Origin of the sequence: Gordonia sp. DT219 (genome assembly GCF_049847065.1) — a bacterium.
In the GTDB taxonomy this organism is placed as follows: domain Bacteria; phylum Actinomycetota; class Actinomycetes; order Mycobacteriales; family Mycobacteriaceae; genus Gordonia.
Map to the genome: position 1 here is coordinate 89297 of NZ_JBNCNR010000009.1, position 16546 is coordinate 105842.

The window sequence follows — 16546 nt, forward strand, 5'->3', positions numbered from 1 at the left end:
CAGGCGGTTCGGTTCAGCGCCCCTGGGCGGTCGTCGCCGCACGGACGCAATTGGCGCCCATTGACACTTTGACAAATGTGTCTCACTATCAGAACATGATCGATGTGGCGTCTCATAGTCCGCTTTTCCGGCTTCGTTCGGGGGCGCAGTGGCGTGACCCGTTCGGGATGTATGCCCGATTGCGCACCGAATCGCCGGTGCATCACGTCGTCGACGACGAGTCCGGCGCCGACTTCTGGGTGTTGAGTCGGCACGCGGACGTGATGGCCGCGGCGACCGATCCGGCGACCTTTTCCTCGGCGGCCGGGCTCACCGTCGTCGACGGTGAGATCGAGGCCATCGGGATGGCCGACAATCCGCCGATGGTGATGCAGGATCCGCCCGGCCACACCGCTTTTCGGGCCCTGGTGGCCCGCGGCTTCACACCGCGGCAGGTGCGTGCCGTGGAGCCGCGCGTGCGCGAGTTCGTCACCGCCCGGCTCGACGAGATCGCCCACGATGCCGCCGATGATCCGGTCGACATCGCCGAGCGGCTCCTCAAACCGCTGCCGAGCATGCTCGTCGCCCATTATCTCGGTGTGCCCGAACCAGATTGGCCGCGTTTCGACGAGTGGACCGACGCGATCGTCGGCGCGGTGGCCGGCGCCGGTGGCACGGACTCGCCACCCGCCGCAACCGCCGGCGCGGCCACCACAGAGTTGCTGGGCTACTTCGCCGATCTCATCGCCACCCGCCGCCGCGAGGGTGCGCCGGGCCCCGACACCGTCTCGGCGCTCGTCGCCGCCGGGACGGCCGACGACGACGCCGGTCTGGTCTCGATCCTCGCGTTCGTGTTCACGATGATCGCCGGCGGCAACGACACCACGACGGGTCTGCTCGGCGGGTCGCTGGCGTTGCTGGCCCAGCATCCCGAGCAGCGCGCCCGGCTCGTCGCCGACCCCGATCTCATCCCCGACGCCGTCGAGGAACTGTTGCGCCTGACCTCACCGGTACAGGGCCTGTGCCGGCGCACCACCCGCCCGGTCCGTTATGACGACACCCCGGCGGGCCCGGTCGAGATCCCGGCGGGACGCAAGGTGCTGCTCTGTTATGCCGCCGCCAACCGGGACCCGGCGGTCTTCGGCCCCGACGCCGACACGCTCGACATCTTCCGGGCGCCGCGCGGGATTCTCACCTTCAGCCACGGCGATCACCACTGCCTCGGCGCCGCGGCGGCCCGCATGGCCGCGCACGTCACCATCGCCGAACTCCTCGCCCGCTTCCCCGAGTTCGAAGTCGACGTCGACGGAATCGAATGGGCCGCAGGCAATTACGTGCGACGCCCGACGCATGTCCCGTTCCGGCCCGGACACCTTCCCGTCGACGCGGCCGGCCGATGACCGCGCCCTCGGACTGGCTGGCCGCCGACCGCACCGATCTGGCCACCGGGCGCATCCTCGACACCGCCGAGGCACTGTTCGTCGCACACGGGGTGTCCGCGGTGACCATGCGTGACGTCGCCGCCGCGGTCGGCTGCTCGCGCGCCACGCTCTACCGCTATTTCCCCGGCCGCGACCGGCTGCTCGCGGCGTATGTCGAGCGCACCGCGCGCAACATCGGGGTCGCCGTCGCCGCGACGCTCACCGACGCCGGCTCGCCCGCCGATCGGTTGGTGCGCGCCGTCGAGACGGCCCTGTCGGGGGTGCGTGGCAGTCCGGCGCTCTCGCAGTGGTTCGACGCCGACATGGCCGGCACGGCGAGCAACCTCGCCCTGCTGTCGCCGGCGATCGATGCGCTGGCCACCGACATCCTGACCCGGCTCGCACCGGCCGGGGACGCCGGGACCGACCCGGCCGGGCCGATCGCCGCGCGCGCGGGCTGGCTGGTGCGGGTGCTGGTGTCGCTGTTGGCCGCGCCGGCGCCCGACACCGCGACCGAACACGATTTGCTGCTGCGCTTCGTCGTGCCGGTGGTACTCCCCGAGCCGATCCGATAACCGGCCGAACGCAGCCGGATCGGCGGCCGCGGCGCCTGCGTCCGGGCCCGATTCGCCGCCGCGAGGAGCCTCCCCTACACTTCAGTCGGTAACGGTTGTCATTTGCGTAAGGGGTTCGAAAAGATGAAGCGTGTGCGTATGAGAAGCGCTGTGGTCGCCACCACCGGTCTGCTGAGCGCGGCGGCCCTGGTGCTGTCCGGTTGCTCGGGTGACAGTGGCCCGAACGCCGACGGCAGGCCGACCGTGGTCACCTCGACCAACGTCTGGGGATCGGTGGCGTCGGCGGTCGCAGGCGATGACGCCCAGGTCACCGCACTGTTCACCAACTCCGCGGAGGATCCACACGAATACAATCCGTCGGCCTCCGATACCGCCAAGGTCGCCGACGCCTCGGTCATCGTGATGAACGGCGGCCACTACGACGAGTACATGGAGCGGGCGGCGGGCCAGAGCGCAGGCACCGTCGTCAACGCCTTCGACACCATGACCGGCGGTCACTCCGACTCCGAGCTCAACGAGCACGTCTTCTACAACCTGGCCGTCGTGGGGCAGGTCGCCACCAAGATCGGTGACGCGCTCGCCAAAAAGGATGCCGCACACGCCGACACCTACCGGGCCAATGCGCAGCGCTTCAACACCGAACTCGCCGGCGTGCGCGAGCAGGTCGGTCAGATCAAGACCGCTCACAACGGAACCAAGGTCGCCCAGACCGAACCGCTGGCCGCCTACCTGCTCTCCGACGCCGGACTCGTCGACGTCGCTCCGGCCGGATTCACCGCCGCCGTCGAGGAGGGTCAGTCACCCTCGGCCGCCGACCGCGCCACGCTGCAGGATCTGCTCACCTCCCACACCGCGAAGACCCTGATCTACAACGTCCAGGCGGTCGACCCGGTCACCGAGGCGTTGCTCACCGTTGCCCAACGTGCGAATGTTCCGGTCGTGCGGTTCACCGAAACCCTGCCCGATGGCGTCAGCGACTACGTCGTCTGGCAGCGTGATCAGGTCGCGGCTCTCGCCAAGGCGTTGAACGCAGCCCCGGCCTGAGGCGAATATCCTGATCGTCCGAGACCCCTGACCGCCCGAGACCATGACCGCCCGAGATCACTGAACCGGTGTATCGCCCGACACCGGCACGCCCTGCTGACGAACGAGACTCATCGATGACCCCTACGCCCGTCGCGTCGTTCGACCACGCCACCCTCGCCTTCGGCGAGCGGGTGCTCTGGAATGACCTGGACCTGGCGATCGACTCCGGCGAGTTCGTCGCCGTCCTCGGTCCCAACGGTTCGGGCAAGACCTCGTTCCTGCGGACGCTGCTCGGGCAGTATCGCCTCACCGCGGGCCGGCTGACGGTCACCGACGCCGTCGGCTACATCCCGCAGCAGCACGCCGACGACGCCGACACCATGGCGCTGCGCGGACGCGATCTGGTGGGTTTCGGTGTCGACGGCGCGCGGTGGGGTATCGGACTGCGTGGATATCGCGAACGCCGTCGCAAGGTCGACGCGGCGCTGGCCGAGGTCGGTGCCCGCGCCTATGCCGACGCACCGGTCGGGGTGCTCTCCGGCGGCGAGCAACAGCGGCTGCGGGTGGCCCAAGCACTGACCACCGACCCCGAGTTGTTGCTCTGCGACGAACCGCTGGCCAGCCTCGACCCGGCCAGCCAGGAGCGCGTCGTCGAGCTCATCGATCAGCGGCGCCGCACCGCGGGCACCGCGGTCGTGCTGGTGACGCATGAGATCAACCCGGTGATGCCCTACGTCGACCGCGTGCTGTACCTGGCGGGCGGAAGGTTCCTGGCCGGTCCGCCCGATGAGGTGATGACGACGGCGACACTCTCCGAGCTGTACGGCAGCCACGTGGAGGTGGTGCACGTCAACGGCCGCATCCTGGTTGTCGGCGGCGAAGAGGGCACCGCGCACTGCGATGTGCACCCGGAGATCGAGCGCCGGTGAGCACCACATCGACCGTCCTGGCCGCCAACGTCGACTTACGCGACTTCTGGAACTTCGGCGAGACCGCGCGCCTGCTGCACTACGACTTCGTCTGGCAGGCGCTCATCGCACTAGCTCTGCTCGGCGTGCTGGGCGGAATCCTCGCCCCGCTGATCGTCTCCCGGCAGATGTCGTTCGCGGTGCACGGCGCCAGCGAGCTCTCGGTGACCGGCGCGGCGGCCGCCCTGCTCGCCGGCGTGAGCGTGAACGTGGGTGGTGTGATCGGCGCGGTCATCGCCGCCGCCGTCTTCGGGATCATGGGAAGCCGCGCGCGCGAACGTGATTCGGTCATCGGCGTGGTGATGGCGTTCGGCCTGGGGCTCGGCGTGTTGTTCCTCGCCCTCTATGGCCGGATCGGGGCCGGTTTCGCGTTGCTGACCGGGCAGGTGGTCAGCGTCGGCATCCACGGCCTGACGGCCATCGCGATCACCACCGCGGTCGTCGTGGTGGTGCTCGCCGTGATCTACCGGCCGGTGCTGTTCGCCTCACTCGATCCGCGCGTCGCCCAGGCGCGCGGGGTGCCGATGCGGACGTTGTCGGTGGTGTTCGCGATCCTGGTCGGCCTCGCAGCCGCGCAGGGCGTGCAGATCATCGGGGCGTTGCTGGTGATGTCGCTGATGATCACGCCCGGTGCGGCGGCGGCCCGCCTGAGCTCCAATCCCACTGTCGTCCTTGGACTGTCGGTGCTGTTCGCCGAGATCGCCGCGGTCGGCGGGCTGCTGCTGTCGTTGGCGCCGGAGCTGCCGGTGTCGGTGTTCGTCACCACGATCTCGTTCGTGATCTACGTGGTCTGCCGCATCGTCGGATCACGGCGCAGGCACTCGACCCGAAGCTGACGACGGCAGCAACCGAGCGACTTCGTGATGGCATAGTTCAGTTCTGACTCCGCGAAAATGGTCTTCGGAGTAGCCTGCGAAGTGTGGTGAATGCCCGCACACGCGTACGAACCACGGTGATCAGCATGGTGCTGGCCCTGGTCGTCTGCGGACTCGGCGCTTGCACCCATCTGAACTCGGTTCCCGAATCCGCGCCCGGGAACACCCATTTCGCCGCAAGAGTCGAGACCACGAGCACGGGTCTGAGTCTCAACGGAAACCCTTGGTGGCCTTCCGGATTCAACGCTTATCAGCTCGGCACCGACTGGGCGGTGAACACCGGCTGCGGGGCGGAGGTGGATCTCGACGACTATTTCGCCAAGCTGCCTCCGCGCGCACTCACCCGTTTCAACCTGTATGCGTCATTCGCGGTCAACAAGCACACCGGCGGACTGGATTTCGGGCCCCTCGATGCCGTGTTCGCCGCGGCCAAACGCCACGGCCAGATGGTACTGCCGGTCTTGACCGGCTCATCAGGCGATTGTGAGAACGGCGTGTTCAAGGATCGTTCGTGGTATGCCGGTGGCTGGCTCACCACGCGCGCGATCGGCGGGATGACCTATGCGGACTGGATGTCGATCGCGGTGCGGCGCTGGGCTGCCGAAACCTCGGTCGCCGGTTGGGAACTCGTCGGCGAACCGGAGACCAGCACGTGCAGCGCGAGCGGTTGCGACCTGTCTGGACGCACCTGCGGATCCGGTGCCGCCCAGGTATTGCGCGACTTTCTCGACTCCGCGGGTCGCCGATTGCGCGACATCGATCGGGGCCACCCTGTGTTCGCCGGTTTCACCGGTGGCGACCAATGTGGCACAGCCGGTACCGACATGGATCTCGTCGCGCAGTCCCCACAGATCGACGTGCTCGATTACCACGACTATCGCAACGACGAGGGCGTCCCACCCGCGGGCAGCGACTTGAGTGCGCGAATCGCACTGGCGCACAGACTAGGTAAGCCGATCGTCGTCAACGAACTCGGCATCAGGGCCGGAGCGTGCCGGTCGACGGCAACCCGTGCCACCGAACTCCGAATCCGGTTCTCCGACATCCGCCGAGCGGGTGTCGCGGGGGCATTGTTATGGGCCTTCGTCCCCGATCCCCGAAATGACCAATGCACCTACGACATCGGGTACGACGATCCCGCGTGGCGGGTCGTCGCCGGAGCGATCGTCTGAGCGCAGGCCCCCCGAGCTGTCGCCTCTCAGCCCGCGCTGCTGCCGGTCACCCGGTATACCCGCCAATCCGGGAGATCAGCACCTTGGTTGCGGACGTCGAGCACCCGAACTGCGACCTGTGCGCCGTTGTCATACAGCGTCGGATACCGCTGGTTGAGTGCGTCGGAGACTCCACGCCCCTCGTCGGGGACTGCCAGCATGTACTGCACTCCCGCCGATTTGGGGCTGTTGAGGATCTCGGTGAAGTCGGGATCCGATGGGATCACGAACTGTTTGGGCCGTACCGATTGCACGACGACCGCGAATCCATAGACGGTGTCGGTGAGCACGCTGCCATCGGGCAGATCGAGCGAGTCCAGGTAGTGCGCGAGGGCGGCTTCGGTGGAGAAGCTACGCACGATCCGCCGCTCGTCGAGGTATCGCTGCGACACCGAGTCCGGGCGCGGCCACACGACCGACGCCAGCGCGTACTCCTGCGGTGCGTACTTCTGCGAGCTCATACCGAAGACCGTGGTGGGCAACGACACCAGCATCACGAGGACGGCGACGGCACCGGACAACACGTATCGTCGGGTCGGCCCGCCGGTCCAGTCGGGCCGAAGGGCCGAGCGCGGCCCCAGCCGCCGAAAGGGCGCCTGCTGTCGCGCCGGGACCGCAAGCAGCGCGACCAGCGCCGCCAGCAGGATCACGGTGATGTAGAACCGCAGGAATCCGAACGTCGAACCCTGTGTGTAGGTGTAGATCTGGAACAGCAGCACGGCGCCGATCACGGCCAGCGGAACCAGCACGGCGTACAGGCGGTGATGTCTGGCACGCAGGACGAGGACGATGACGGCCAGCAGCGGAAGCAACGGTGCGAGGATCGCGAGCTCGGTCATCGAGAACCGCAGCGCCTCGGCCACACCATCGGACCCGCTGCCACCGGACTCTTCGATGATCGAGGCGTTGCCGTACTCGGAGGAGAACTGCGCGAACGCATTTCCGGTGATGAGCCACCCGGCGAATGCCCAGCCGATGAACGCCAGGGCCGACGGCGACTCGACGAGCACCACATCGAGCACGGTACGGCTGAAGCGTTTTTCTCGGTCTGCCCGGCGGAAACTGACCCAGGCCACCACGAGTGCGGCCACCGACGCCGCCGCTCCGCCGTCGTAGCGCGTGAGGTAGCCGAGAGCCAATGCGATTCCGGCAACGGCCAATTCGTGGACGTCGTCGGTGTCGACCCAGCGCATGAGCCGACGCGCCGCCCACGCCAGGAAGAACAGGTACGGTGCCTCACTCATACCGTTGGCGCCGTACAGGATGATCATGGGGTTCAGCGCATAACACGCGGTGACCAACGTGGCGACCACCGGATCGATGCCCCGGTCGCGTGCCACCCCGGACACCTGGACCACCGATCCGGCCATGAACGCCGCCGACATGATCACCGCCGACACCGCGTCGGTGGTCATCTGCGGAATCCACGGGGTCACCGCGGTCAGCGGTAGCTGTGCGATCGCCGTCAACGGCGTGAACACGAATCCGATGGCCGCCAGATGCGGACTGCGACTGAACAACACGGCCTGCGCGGACTGCACCCGCGACAGCGCATCACCGAAGTACAGGTGCACACCGACTGCCAGATACAGCCCCACACCGAGATACGTCGCGAAGACCGCGACGAAAAGCCAGACCACCCGGCTGCGCGTCACGTATCGGGATCTTTGCGCTCGGTGCCGGACCCGACCGAACCGGCGTCGCGGGCGCCACCGGTGTCCGGCGGTCCCCCACCGCCGGTGAGACCGTGCGCGGTCTTCTCCCAGTACGACGGATTGACCAAGATCTGCCACATGCCCTTGATCGCAGCAATGCTCATCAGCATCCAATACATCGGAACCAGCAGCGCGGAGACCACCAGTTCGCTGCGGTCGTCCTCGCGGATCGCCATCAGGTTCATGTACAGCGCCGCGCCGTTGCCGAAGATCAACGACAGCAACGACAGGTAGTAGATCGGCCCCCAGAACAGGTCGGCGACCACGGGCGGTTTGCCGGCGATCCACAGGACCAGGATCAGCCAGAAGACCATGTTCATACACGCGATCAGCGGGGTTCCCGCGATGAGGAACGTGAATCGGACCCACGCGACCGGACCGAGGATGCGCCACAACGCGATCGGGTGCCGCATGTGCACCAGCCACGTCTGCATGTAGCCCTTGTACCACCGTGACCTCTGCCGAACCCAGTTGATGGCATCGACATTGGCCTCTTCGAGGGTGACCGAGTCCAGGACAGCGGTACGGTATCCGCTGTCGGCGATGCGCACCCCGAGGTCGGCGTCCTCGGTGACGTTGAACGGGTCCCACGCCCCGATGTCGTCGAGTACGTCGCGCAGGAAGTGATTGGACGTGCCGCCCAACGGAATCGGGGCACGGCTGACCATCATTCCCGGCAGCAGGAACCCGAACCAGACGCCGTAGTCGGCGGTGAACCAGCGGGTCAACAGGTTGTCGGTGGCGTTGTGAAAGCTGAGTTTGCCCTGCACGCACACCACCGACTCGTCCCCGATGTTCTGGAAAACCCATACCGCCCTGCGCAATTGGAGCTTGTCAGGTTTGTCCTCGGCGTCGAAGATGGTGACGATGTCGCCGGTGGCGAAGTGCAGGCCGTAGTTGCACGCCTTGGGTTTGGTGCGCGGCTGCGCCGGCGGGGTGAGCACCACCGTGACCACCCCGCCTTCGTCCTCCATCGCGCGTGCCGCCCGGATGGTCGGTTCGTCGTCCTCCTCGAGCAACAGCAGCACCTGCAGCTTGTCGGGTGGGTACTCGATCGATTCGACCGCCTTGATCAGGTCGCCGACCACCTCCGGTTCTCCGTAGGCCGGCACCAGGACCGTATAGGGAGGGAGGTCGTCGTCGGCGAGGGCGCGGGCCATCTCGTCGGAGACGGCGATCGCACCGTTGACCAGTCCACGCCGGAAGATGATCAACCGGTCGATCAGGGTGACCACGTAGGCGATCGTCGCAATGCCGACCAGCGTCGCGACGGTGGTCACCGGAAAGAAGGCCAGCGACACGATCACGACGAGGAGCAGGGCGAGCCCACCAAATTTCTGTGGCCGCGAGAACGCGGTCGACGCCGACGCGTCGGCGTCGGCCTCGCGTAGACGTTCCACCGCGTCGTAGAGGGCCTGTTGTCGATAGTCCTCGTCGACGAGCAGGTCGGCAACAGCGCGGGTCGGCCTGGTGCACCGGCTCCGCGGGTCGCGGTCGGCGTCGTCACGCCCGGGCGTGCTGCGCGGCCCGACGTCGTCGATGCTCATCGGCCACCCTCCCGGCCGGCGAGGGCCACTTGGGCGTCGACGAGCCCACCGGCCAAGCCCACCAACAGATCTCGGTCCTTGTAGGTGTGCGTGCTGTCCTGGATCGCCGCATTGCCGCGAAAGAGAACGGTGAACATGGTGTTGAGATTCTGGGTCACCGTGAACGCCGGTTGCGGGAAGTAGGCGTCGGTCTCATGGTTGTCGACCGCCCAGAGCATCACCTGTTGGGTCTTGCTCCCGTTGTCCCACCACCACGACACCACCGTGTAGGTGAGGTAACGCGCATCGTCGACAACCGTCGTCATCCGCGCGCGCACGCCGTGCGGCATGGGGACCTCCACCGTCGTGGCGAAACGGTAACCGACCATGTTGTAGCGGAAAATATAGAAGTACGTCTGCAGCGAGAGCGGGTGCGCGGAGTCGACGGAGTCGACGGCCACTCGCCGCGGATGCGACTGCTTGTCGAATTGCGGACTGCCCTGCTTCTGCACCACCATCTGCCGGTTCATCACCGATCCGGAGCCGTACAACCGGTCCGCCCAGTCGTAGCTGCTGACCGATTCCTGCCGCCAGTCGTCGGGCAGGACGAGCGGAACCCCGACCGGCATGCCGCCGATGGTGGTACTCGGCTCGTTCGTCCCGGTCACCGGCACCGGGACGAATGCGATGCCGATCGCCGCCAGGACCAGCAACAGTCCGGGCCGACGTACCCGGGCCGATGTGGGTGGTGCCACGTTGCGGCCCAACGGGGACCACCCGAGACGATGTCTCCTGCGATAGTCGAAGTACATCGCACACGACGCCACCAGTGCGGCGGCGATGGCGGGCACGACGACGATCAGGATCTCGTGGTTGCCGCCGCCGACGGCGTCGAACGCGATCAATATCGCAAGGCCGGTGACCGCCGACAGCGTCGCACCGATGATTCCGCGACGTCGGGTGCGACCGACGGCGATCAGCGTCGCACCGGCACCGACGACGACCATCACCGCACCGGCCGCGACCGGGCTGCCCCCGGCCGCGAGGATCGCCACCTGCATCGGAACCGGCCAGATCAGCAACGCCAGCAGCCAGATCCAGCGATATCGCGCCACCGGCCGCAGGCCGAACAGGATGATCGCGCCGCCGAGTACGAACAACCAGAGCGCCAGCAGGTCCACGTGGATCGCGAGGTAGGCCCGCGCATAGCGTGGATCGACCATGGCCTGCATCGACACCGCGAGCAGAAGGATGATCGAGCCCACGATCACATCGGTCTGCCGGTCGTAGATCGGCGGTTCGGAGCTGGGCCGCCACGATTTTCCGATGGCCGCGATGAGGACCAGCACCAGCAGGACCGGGAGGTAGACGATGACCGTCAACGCCTTGATCTCCAGGATCACCGAGTCGATGGTCCGCCGGAAGGCGATCACGGTGAGCGCCGCGAGCACCAGCCACCGCAGTGTGATCACCATCGACGGTGACCGCACCATCTGCACCCAACCGCTGGGTCGTCCCGGCGGTCGGGCCCGCGCGATCGTGGCGTCTCCGGGCGCGAGTGTCATCGACCGTCCCGGTCGTTCTCACCCGGCCTGCGGCGCCGGCGGATCACGAAGATCACCCCACCGGCCACAATCGCCACGGCGGCGACCACGCCGACGATGATCCCGACCGTCGCAGCCGTTCCGGAGTCCGACGACGATGCCTCGGGCTGCGGGGCGTCCGCGGCAGCGTCGACGTAGATCGGCTGCTGGTCACGAACCTTGACCAGGGCATCACCGGTGAGCGACGTCCAGCGGTTGTCGTCGCCGAGCCACCGGAGCAGGTCGTCGAGATCAGACGCGTCGCCGGTGGAGGACGCCACCAAGACGGTGCGGCCACCGGCTTGGGTGGTCTGCAGGGAGCCGTACCGCAGCGCCGGGTTCAGCGTCACCTGAGCCGACGATCCGGATGCCGCACGAACGGTGACAGTGCCGCCCGCGGAGCCCACCGGCAACGACAGAGCCGGCAGGCCCTTTCCGTCAGCGGAGATCAACACGGCGGGCTGATCGGACGACGCAGCGTCGGCCATCGACACCACGTCGAACCCCAGCGGGATCACCGAGAGCCGCTGTAGGCCGGCCGCGATGCCGACGGCGCGAGTGACATCGCCGACATCGCCCTTGGTCCACGCCAGCTTCGTCCACGGCATCAGCGATTCGGGCACCGACCCCAGCCCGGCGGGTTGCGGCGGGTCGGCGACATCGCTGGTGATCTCTCCGGCCGAACTCAGGGACAGACTCGAGCGGTTACCGCTGCCGCAGCCCCCGCTCACCCCGCCACGCTCGAGGGTCAGCGTCAGCTCGGTGTTGCGGGTCACCGCGTCGTCGGGCAGATCGACCCAACTGTTGAAGCTGCCCGAGGAGTCGATCGGCAGGGTGGCGATCACGCGTTGGCCGATGCGCACAGATATCACCGCGTTGTCGCCCCCGGCGGGAGCATACGACCCGATGAGCTGGACCCGGATGTTCTTGGACGGGCGGCCCAGCCGGGTCTGGTCGATGCCGATCGAGATCGACGGCCAGTCGTTGGAGGTGACCTCCTGATCCCCGATCCCCAGGTCGGCGAGCGTCGTCACGTCCGGGGCGAGTTGGGGTGCGTCGTAGAGCGGGCCGGCGACCGCCGACGAGCTCAAGGCGATCGACGCGAGGTTGCTCGTCAGGAATCGCGCCTGCGCGACAAGCTGATCGGCGGGACCACCGAGAGCGAGGTACGCCGATCCCTGTGACCCGGTCCGCAGGCTGAGGCCGGGCGGCGCCGACGAATCGATCACGATCTGACGTTCGAGAGGACCGGGTGCGCTCGGTGGTGACATGTCCGAACGGGGTCGCCCCAGCGTCGTCACCCCGACCGAGGCTGAACCGTAGTGCGCGGTGACAGCAGCCGCGAGATCGACAGCCGCAGCGCCCTCGGCCTGTTGTACATCGTCCGGGATGACCAGGGTGAGTTGCCGAAGAATCGGTGGCAAGAACTGCGCGACGGTCTGCGGAATCGATTCGCGGCCGGTGAATGTCACCGTCGCATCCCCGATGGTGAATGCGTTGTCGGGATCGAATTGGCAGGTGCCCTGGACGGTCAGGTAGTCACGCAACGTGATGTCCGCGGCATTGCCGTTCGTGGTCACGCCCCGCAGCGGCAGTGCGATAGGGGCATTCGGAATGTTCGGGATCTGCGTTCGCGAAATGAGTCGCGTGCCCTGCAATACGTCGACCGTGCCGCCAGTGACGAAGGACGGCAGCGTCACCACACCGCGCAGGACATCTGGGGACAGGTTGTCGGGCACCGGAATCGACAGCGGCACCTCACCCTGCTGGCCGGGAAACGTGATCGTCGGCGACGCACCGATCTGTTTCAGGGACAACGGGGCCGGCGGATCGCCCGGCGCCGCGTCGGCGATACTCCCGGGCCCGGCCCCGAGCCCGAGGACGAGCAGGCTCACCGCAATGGTGCGGATGGTCACGGCGATACATGTACGCGCGGTCATGAATTCCTTCACGGTCGGCGTTCGTCCCGATGGGCGCGATCGCTCGTCGTTCTCACGATGGTCGATTCTTACGAGAGCCGACACTATCGGCAAATCGTCGGTTGCACGGATTGGGCCCGCGCCTATGCGCACTCACCATCTCGCTCGGTTCCCCGATTACCCTGCGCAACGTCCTGCCGCCAGCGCTTGCGCTATTTCGCCGACAGCGACAGATCTCGCCGCGAGGCGAAACGATTTACCGCCGGCGCGGCTACTCCTCCGGGCCGCCCGGATTGCAGCGCGTGGCCACCATCTCCTGCTGGGACACGACCGGCCGATCGGGCTCGATGTTCCAGCTCGGCTTGTCCGGATCGACGAGGCGTGCGTAGGTCCAATGACAGTCGAATTGCGCTCGCATGCCGGGAGTATCGGCGTTGCGCGCGAACGCCAGCACCTCCGACCATGCGACGTCGGCACCGTCGGTGGAGGTGGTCTTGCGGCCCGAGGGGGTCGGGTAGATCTGCAGACTCGGCCCCACCTGCGTCTGCACCCACTCGACGTGATCGACATACGGCGGCCGGTACACCGGATCGGTCGTGGGGCTGGCCGCACCCGATTCGTCCCCGGACGACGTCGGTGTCGTGTCCACAGATGTGGTGGCGGGGGCCGACGTCGGCGCAGGCGCCGAATCGTCCCCGCAGGCCGACAGTCCCGCGGCCAAGGTGGCCGCCACGGCGACACCGACGACAGCGACGGGCACCCTGTTCCAGGGACGACGATTCATTCTGACGAGCATAGGCGCGGATGCGCGATGCTCGTCTACCAGGAACCTCACGTTCACGCTGGCCCCGCAGCCTTGATCGCAACGATCTGATCAGCCACTTCGGCGCCATTTGCGAGAATGCGATAGTAAGAATCTCAGTCCGACAGCCACCCGCGCGCGACAAAGTTAACCAAACCTCCCGACACCAGAAGCCAGATCTCCTGCCATTCTTGCCGGCGATTGATAGCCAGGCAATCCTGGCTGGCGCCGCCAGTGGAGAGCTCGGCAGTCAGTGTCCATTCACGCTGAAGTGCCACCATCGACGGCACTTCCTCCTCGCAAGCTTTTGCGATTCGCCGACTCGACCAGGTTACGGCCAGACGACACTGATCAGACCATGCCAAGGCCAAACGCACCTGAACCGTCGACATAGCTGCCTGCTATGTTGGATGTCTTGACAGATATGGGGGATTATTTTGCTGGTAGATCCAGACGTCCTGAGGTTGTTCGCGTCTCAAACAGTCAACGCTGCCGCGACGATCAAGTCCAATAGTCCGCGCGGGTCCATCGCTGGTGCGTGCGCTGGCATGCCGGGGTCCTCAGCACTGTGGGCTGCGCGGATGGTCGACCCATTCGCGGGTGACGTGAGTGACCGAATGGCGGGGGATTACAGCACGTTAGCCGACAAAGCACGGGTTCTGCAAACTCGTATCAAGTTGCCGACGACGAGTTCGCCGACGTGCTCAGGAAGACGTTCCCCTCATGATCCCTTCCCGTCCCCGCCTCATGTCATGGAATTTCGACGCGCTCATCACCACGCCAATCGCTCTGCGGATACAGGGTGTGGCAAGTGAGCAGGCTGCGGTCGATATCTCGAAGAATTGCGATGCCCTACCGACTCTGCGGGCGTGGGAGGGCACCGCGCATACGGCCGCCGTCGAAGCATTCGGGCGAGCGAGACGTGAAGGGGCCGAGGTCTGCGACCTCGCAGACGGCCTCGCCGGCGCGTTGGAGACAGGCTATCACGCTCTCACCACCGCTAAACGGAACCTTCTCGACAAAGTCGCCGACATCGAGGCTGGCCAGTTCCACGTAACTGACGGTTGGGTCGTTCTGCTGAATCCGGTGGAGATGTCGTCGGACGAACTCCGCGAAAATATGGAGCTACGCAACGACTTCCAGATTCAACTCAACTCTGACGTCATTACCATGGGCGCGGCGGACCACAGTTTAGCCACCGGCTTGCAGACTGCAGCGAAGAAGGCCGGGTATGTTCAACATGATCCGAACTTGATGGAGCTTGTAACCGGTTCAGCAACACCAGAACCCCAGTCCGACGTCCCGAATCCATTGAGTCTTCCAGGCCAGATGTATCAACAGCATATTCGTGATGAAGATGCGGCAATAACAATCACTGGCACCGAAACGGGCACCAATGCCGAGGGTGAACCTACCAAGACGTTGCACATGCAGGACGGCAGCAAAAAGGTATTCACAGAAACCATAACATATGCCGGCTCAAGCACTAAACGACCGATGTACGTCGAGGAAGATTTCGACCCAAGTGGCAAACTTGTTGCCACAACCAGGGTATACAAAACCGACTTCAATGCCGACGTCACTTCGATTACATACGCGGACGGAACCCTGGTTCAAACAATGAAGTATCCAGATGGAACCCAGTCGGGCATGGTATTCCCTGTCGGAAAGGATCCCAAACCCATTCCGGCGGACAGCAATTTCTTCTCGCACCCTGCGTTGACAACTGCGGGCGGAGTAATATCTGGCGTCGAAACAGGAACCGGCGATGCTCTGAAAAAGGGCTTACCTACGCTGACGAAGGCGACCGTCGAAGACCTCCACTATGGCGCGAAGTTCGGTGGTCCCGCTCTTGCGGTCGGGACAGCCCTGTACGACGTGACTGTTGCCGAAACACCCGAAGCAAAATGCCAGGCAGGCATATCCGGGGCCGCTAGCGTCGCGGGCGGCTGGGGGCTCGGCGCACTGGGGGCGATGGTTCCGGTCCCCTATTTGGATGTCGCCACCGCGGCCGGCGGTGCAGCGGTCGGTTCATGGGGCTTCGGCTGGCTAGGATCCGAACTCGGAAAGGCGGTCTGTTACTGATGCAAGAACTCGAACCGATCCCTGAGGGCTGGAATGCGCTCCGGGGTCAGTCGAGAGCCATCGCGGCCTTGGTCGCAGTTTTTGGGACCATTGCTCTGTATTGGACTTATCACGGAATTCGGGCGGTAACAGAAGGGCGATTCCTATACTGTACGTTCTACCTTTGCGCCGCAGCAGCATTCGCATCAGTATCCGCGCTGTCGTTGCTGGTCGTTTTGCAACGTCATCGCACCGATATTCGCGCCGGATCGTTGACTCAGGGACCCACCGGAGCACTCACGATCGGCACGTCGACGAGTTTTCGATCGGGATACATGGCGATAGTCGTTTTCGGTGCATCCAGCTGCGGGGTGTTCGCCTATGGTGTTCCATCGCATGCGCTGTCTTTTCCCATGACCAAGGGTCAAGGTTTGGTGTTCCCCTTTGTGGTCGGCGCGATCGGCCTCTTTCTCCTAGTACTAGGTGCCCTATTTGCGAACCGCAGATTACAATTCCCCCGTATTATCTGCACCCCCAAGCAAATCGGCGTCGTCAGTTTCAAGAACTCTGCTATCGCCTCCTGGGACGACATCGCCTCAATCGAGGCGGTAGCCGGACAGAAGAACGCGGATCTCTCGATCACGTCAACTGGCGCCGCGGAACCACTCCGTGTGAATGCGGACCTGCTGGCTGTCGGCGCTGTTCCCCTGTACTCCATCCTCAGGCACTACCTGCGACATCCGGAAGAGCGGGGTGAACTCGGCGATGGCCGTGCACGGGATCGATTCACCGGCGCGTCCGCCATAGCGGAGTAGTGCGAGAGTCCGGCCTCACGCATCCACGGTCTTCTTGAGAGGCTCCATATCGTTCGGCAACTCGCGC

General features: G+C 65.8%; 14 protein-coding genes. 8 read left to right on the forward strand and 6 right to left on the reverse strand.

Going from position 1 to position 16546, the window contains the following annotated elements; translation table 11 throughout:
• Positions 1-95 precede the first annotated feature (95 nt).
• The 6 genes from ACPXB3_RS12955 (at position 96) to ACPXB3_RS12980 (ending at position 6016) form a co-directional block, all read left to right on the forward strand.
• Positions 96-1379, forward strand: coding sequence for a cytochrome P450 (locus tag ACPXB3_RS12955; RefSeq protein WP_425727824.1), 1284 nt, complete (start codon positions 96-98; stop codon positions 1377-1379).
• Positions 1376-1975, forward strand: a complete 600-nt coding sequence (locus ACPXB3_RS12960; RefSeq protein ID WP_425705232.1) for a TetR/AcrR family transcriptional regulator — start codon at positions 1376-1378, stop codon at positions 1973-1975. The genes ACPXB3_RS12955 and ACPXB3_RS12960 overlap by 4 nt, the downstream gene beginning before the upstream one ends.
• A 138-nt stretch (positions 1976-2113) precedes the next feature.
• On the forward strand, positions 2114-3019 hold the full coding sequence (locus ACPXB3_RS12965) for a metal ABC transporter solute-binding protein, Zn/Mn family (RefSeq protein ID WP_425727825.1): 906 nt from the start codon (positions 2114-2116) through the stop codon (positions 3017-3019).
• 116 nt (positions 3020-3135) lie between these two features.
• Complete coding sequence (locus ACPXB3_RS12970; protein ID WP_425705230.1) at positions 3136-3930, forward strand: metal ABC transporter ATP-binding protein; 795 nt, start codon at positions 3136-3138, stop codon at positions 3928-3930.
• On the forward strand, positions 3927-4805 hold the full coding sequence (locus ACPXB3_RS12975; RefSeq protein WP_425705229.1) for a metal ABC transporter permease: 879 nt from the start codon (positions 3927-3929) through the stop codon (positions 4803-4805). Before ACPXB3_RS12970 ends, ACPXB3_RS12975 begins: the two co-directional genes overlap by 4 nt.
• Positions 4806-4930: 125 nt before the next feature.
• Entirely contained in the window at positions 4931-6016 is a 1086-nt protein-coding gene (locus tag ACPXB3_RS12980) for a beta-mannosidase (protein WP_425727871.1), read from the forward strand.
• A 26-nt stretch (positions 6017-6042) separates the two neighbouring features.
• On the opposite strand, the gene ACPXB3_RS12985 is transcribed toward ACPXB3_RS12980, so the two are convergent.
• From ACPXB3_RS12985 to ACPXB3_RS13010, 6 genes are all read right to left on the reverse strand, one after another.
• On the reverse strand, positions 6043-7710 hold the full coding sequence (locus ACPXB3_RS12985; RefSeq protein WP_425705228.1) for an ArnT family glycosyltransferase: 1668 nt from the start codon (positions 7708-7710) through the stop codon (positions 6043-6045).
• Positions 7707-9317: a glycosyltransferase gene (locus ACPXB3_RS12990; RefSeq protein ID WP_425705227.1), complete on the reverse strand. Its 1611-nt coding sequence runs from the start codon at positions 9315-9317 to the stop codon at positions 7707-7709. The genes ACPXB3_RS12985 and ACPXB3_RS12990 overlap by 4 nt, the downstream gene beginning before the upstream one ends.
• A complete protein-coding gene (locus tag ACPXB3_RS12995; protein ID WP_425727873.1) occupies positions 9314-10789 on the reverse strand; it encodes a hypothetical protein in 1476 nt (491 codons plus the stop codon). The genes ACPXB3_RS12990 and ACPXB3_RS12995 overlap by 4 nt, the downstream gene beginning before the upstream one ends.
• 68 nt (positions 10790-10857) lie before the next feature.
• Entirely contained in the window at positions 10858-12819 is a 1962-nt protein-coding gene (locus ACPXB3_RS13000; protein WP_425727826.1) for a hypothetical protein, read from the reverse strand.
• Between the two features lie 250 nt (positions 12820-13069).
• On the reverse strand, positions 13070-13582 hold the full coding sequence (locus ACPXB3_RS13005) for a DUF2599 domain-containing protein (RefSeq protein ID WP_425705224.1): 513 nt from the start codon (positions 13580-13582) through the stop codon (positions 13070-13072).
• 134 nt (positions 13583-13716) lie between these two features.
• Positions 13717-13992: a hypothetical protein gene (locus ACPXB3_RS13010; protein ID WP_425727827.1), complete on the reverse strand. Its 276-nt coding sequence runs from the start codon at positions 13990-13992 to the stop codon at positions 13717-13719.
• Between the two features lie 331 nt (positions 13993-14323).
• Here ACPXB3_RS13010 and ACPXB3_RS13015 point away from each other — a divergent pair, with 331 nt between their 5' ends.
• Together ACPXB3_RS13015 and ACPXB3_RS13020 are read left to right on the forward strand one after the other, a co-directional pair.
• Positions 14324-15685 carry a hypothetical protein gene (locus ACPXB3_RS13015; RefSeq protein ID WP_425727828.1) on the forward strand — a complete coding sequence of 454 codons (1362 nt, stop codon included), beginning with the start codon at positions 14324-14326 and terminating at the stop codon, positions 15683-15685.
• Positions 15685-16479: a hypothetical protein gene (locus ACPXB3_RS13020; protein ID WP_425705221.1), complete on the forward strand. Its 795-nt coding sequence runs from the start codon at positions 15685-15687 to the stop codon at positions 16477-16479. The genes ACPXB3_RS13015 and ACPXB3_RS13020 overlap by 1 nt, the downstream gene beginning before the upstream one ends.
• Positions 16480-16546: the final 67 nt, after the last annotated feature.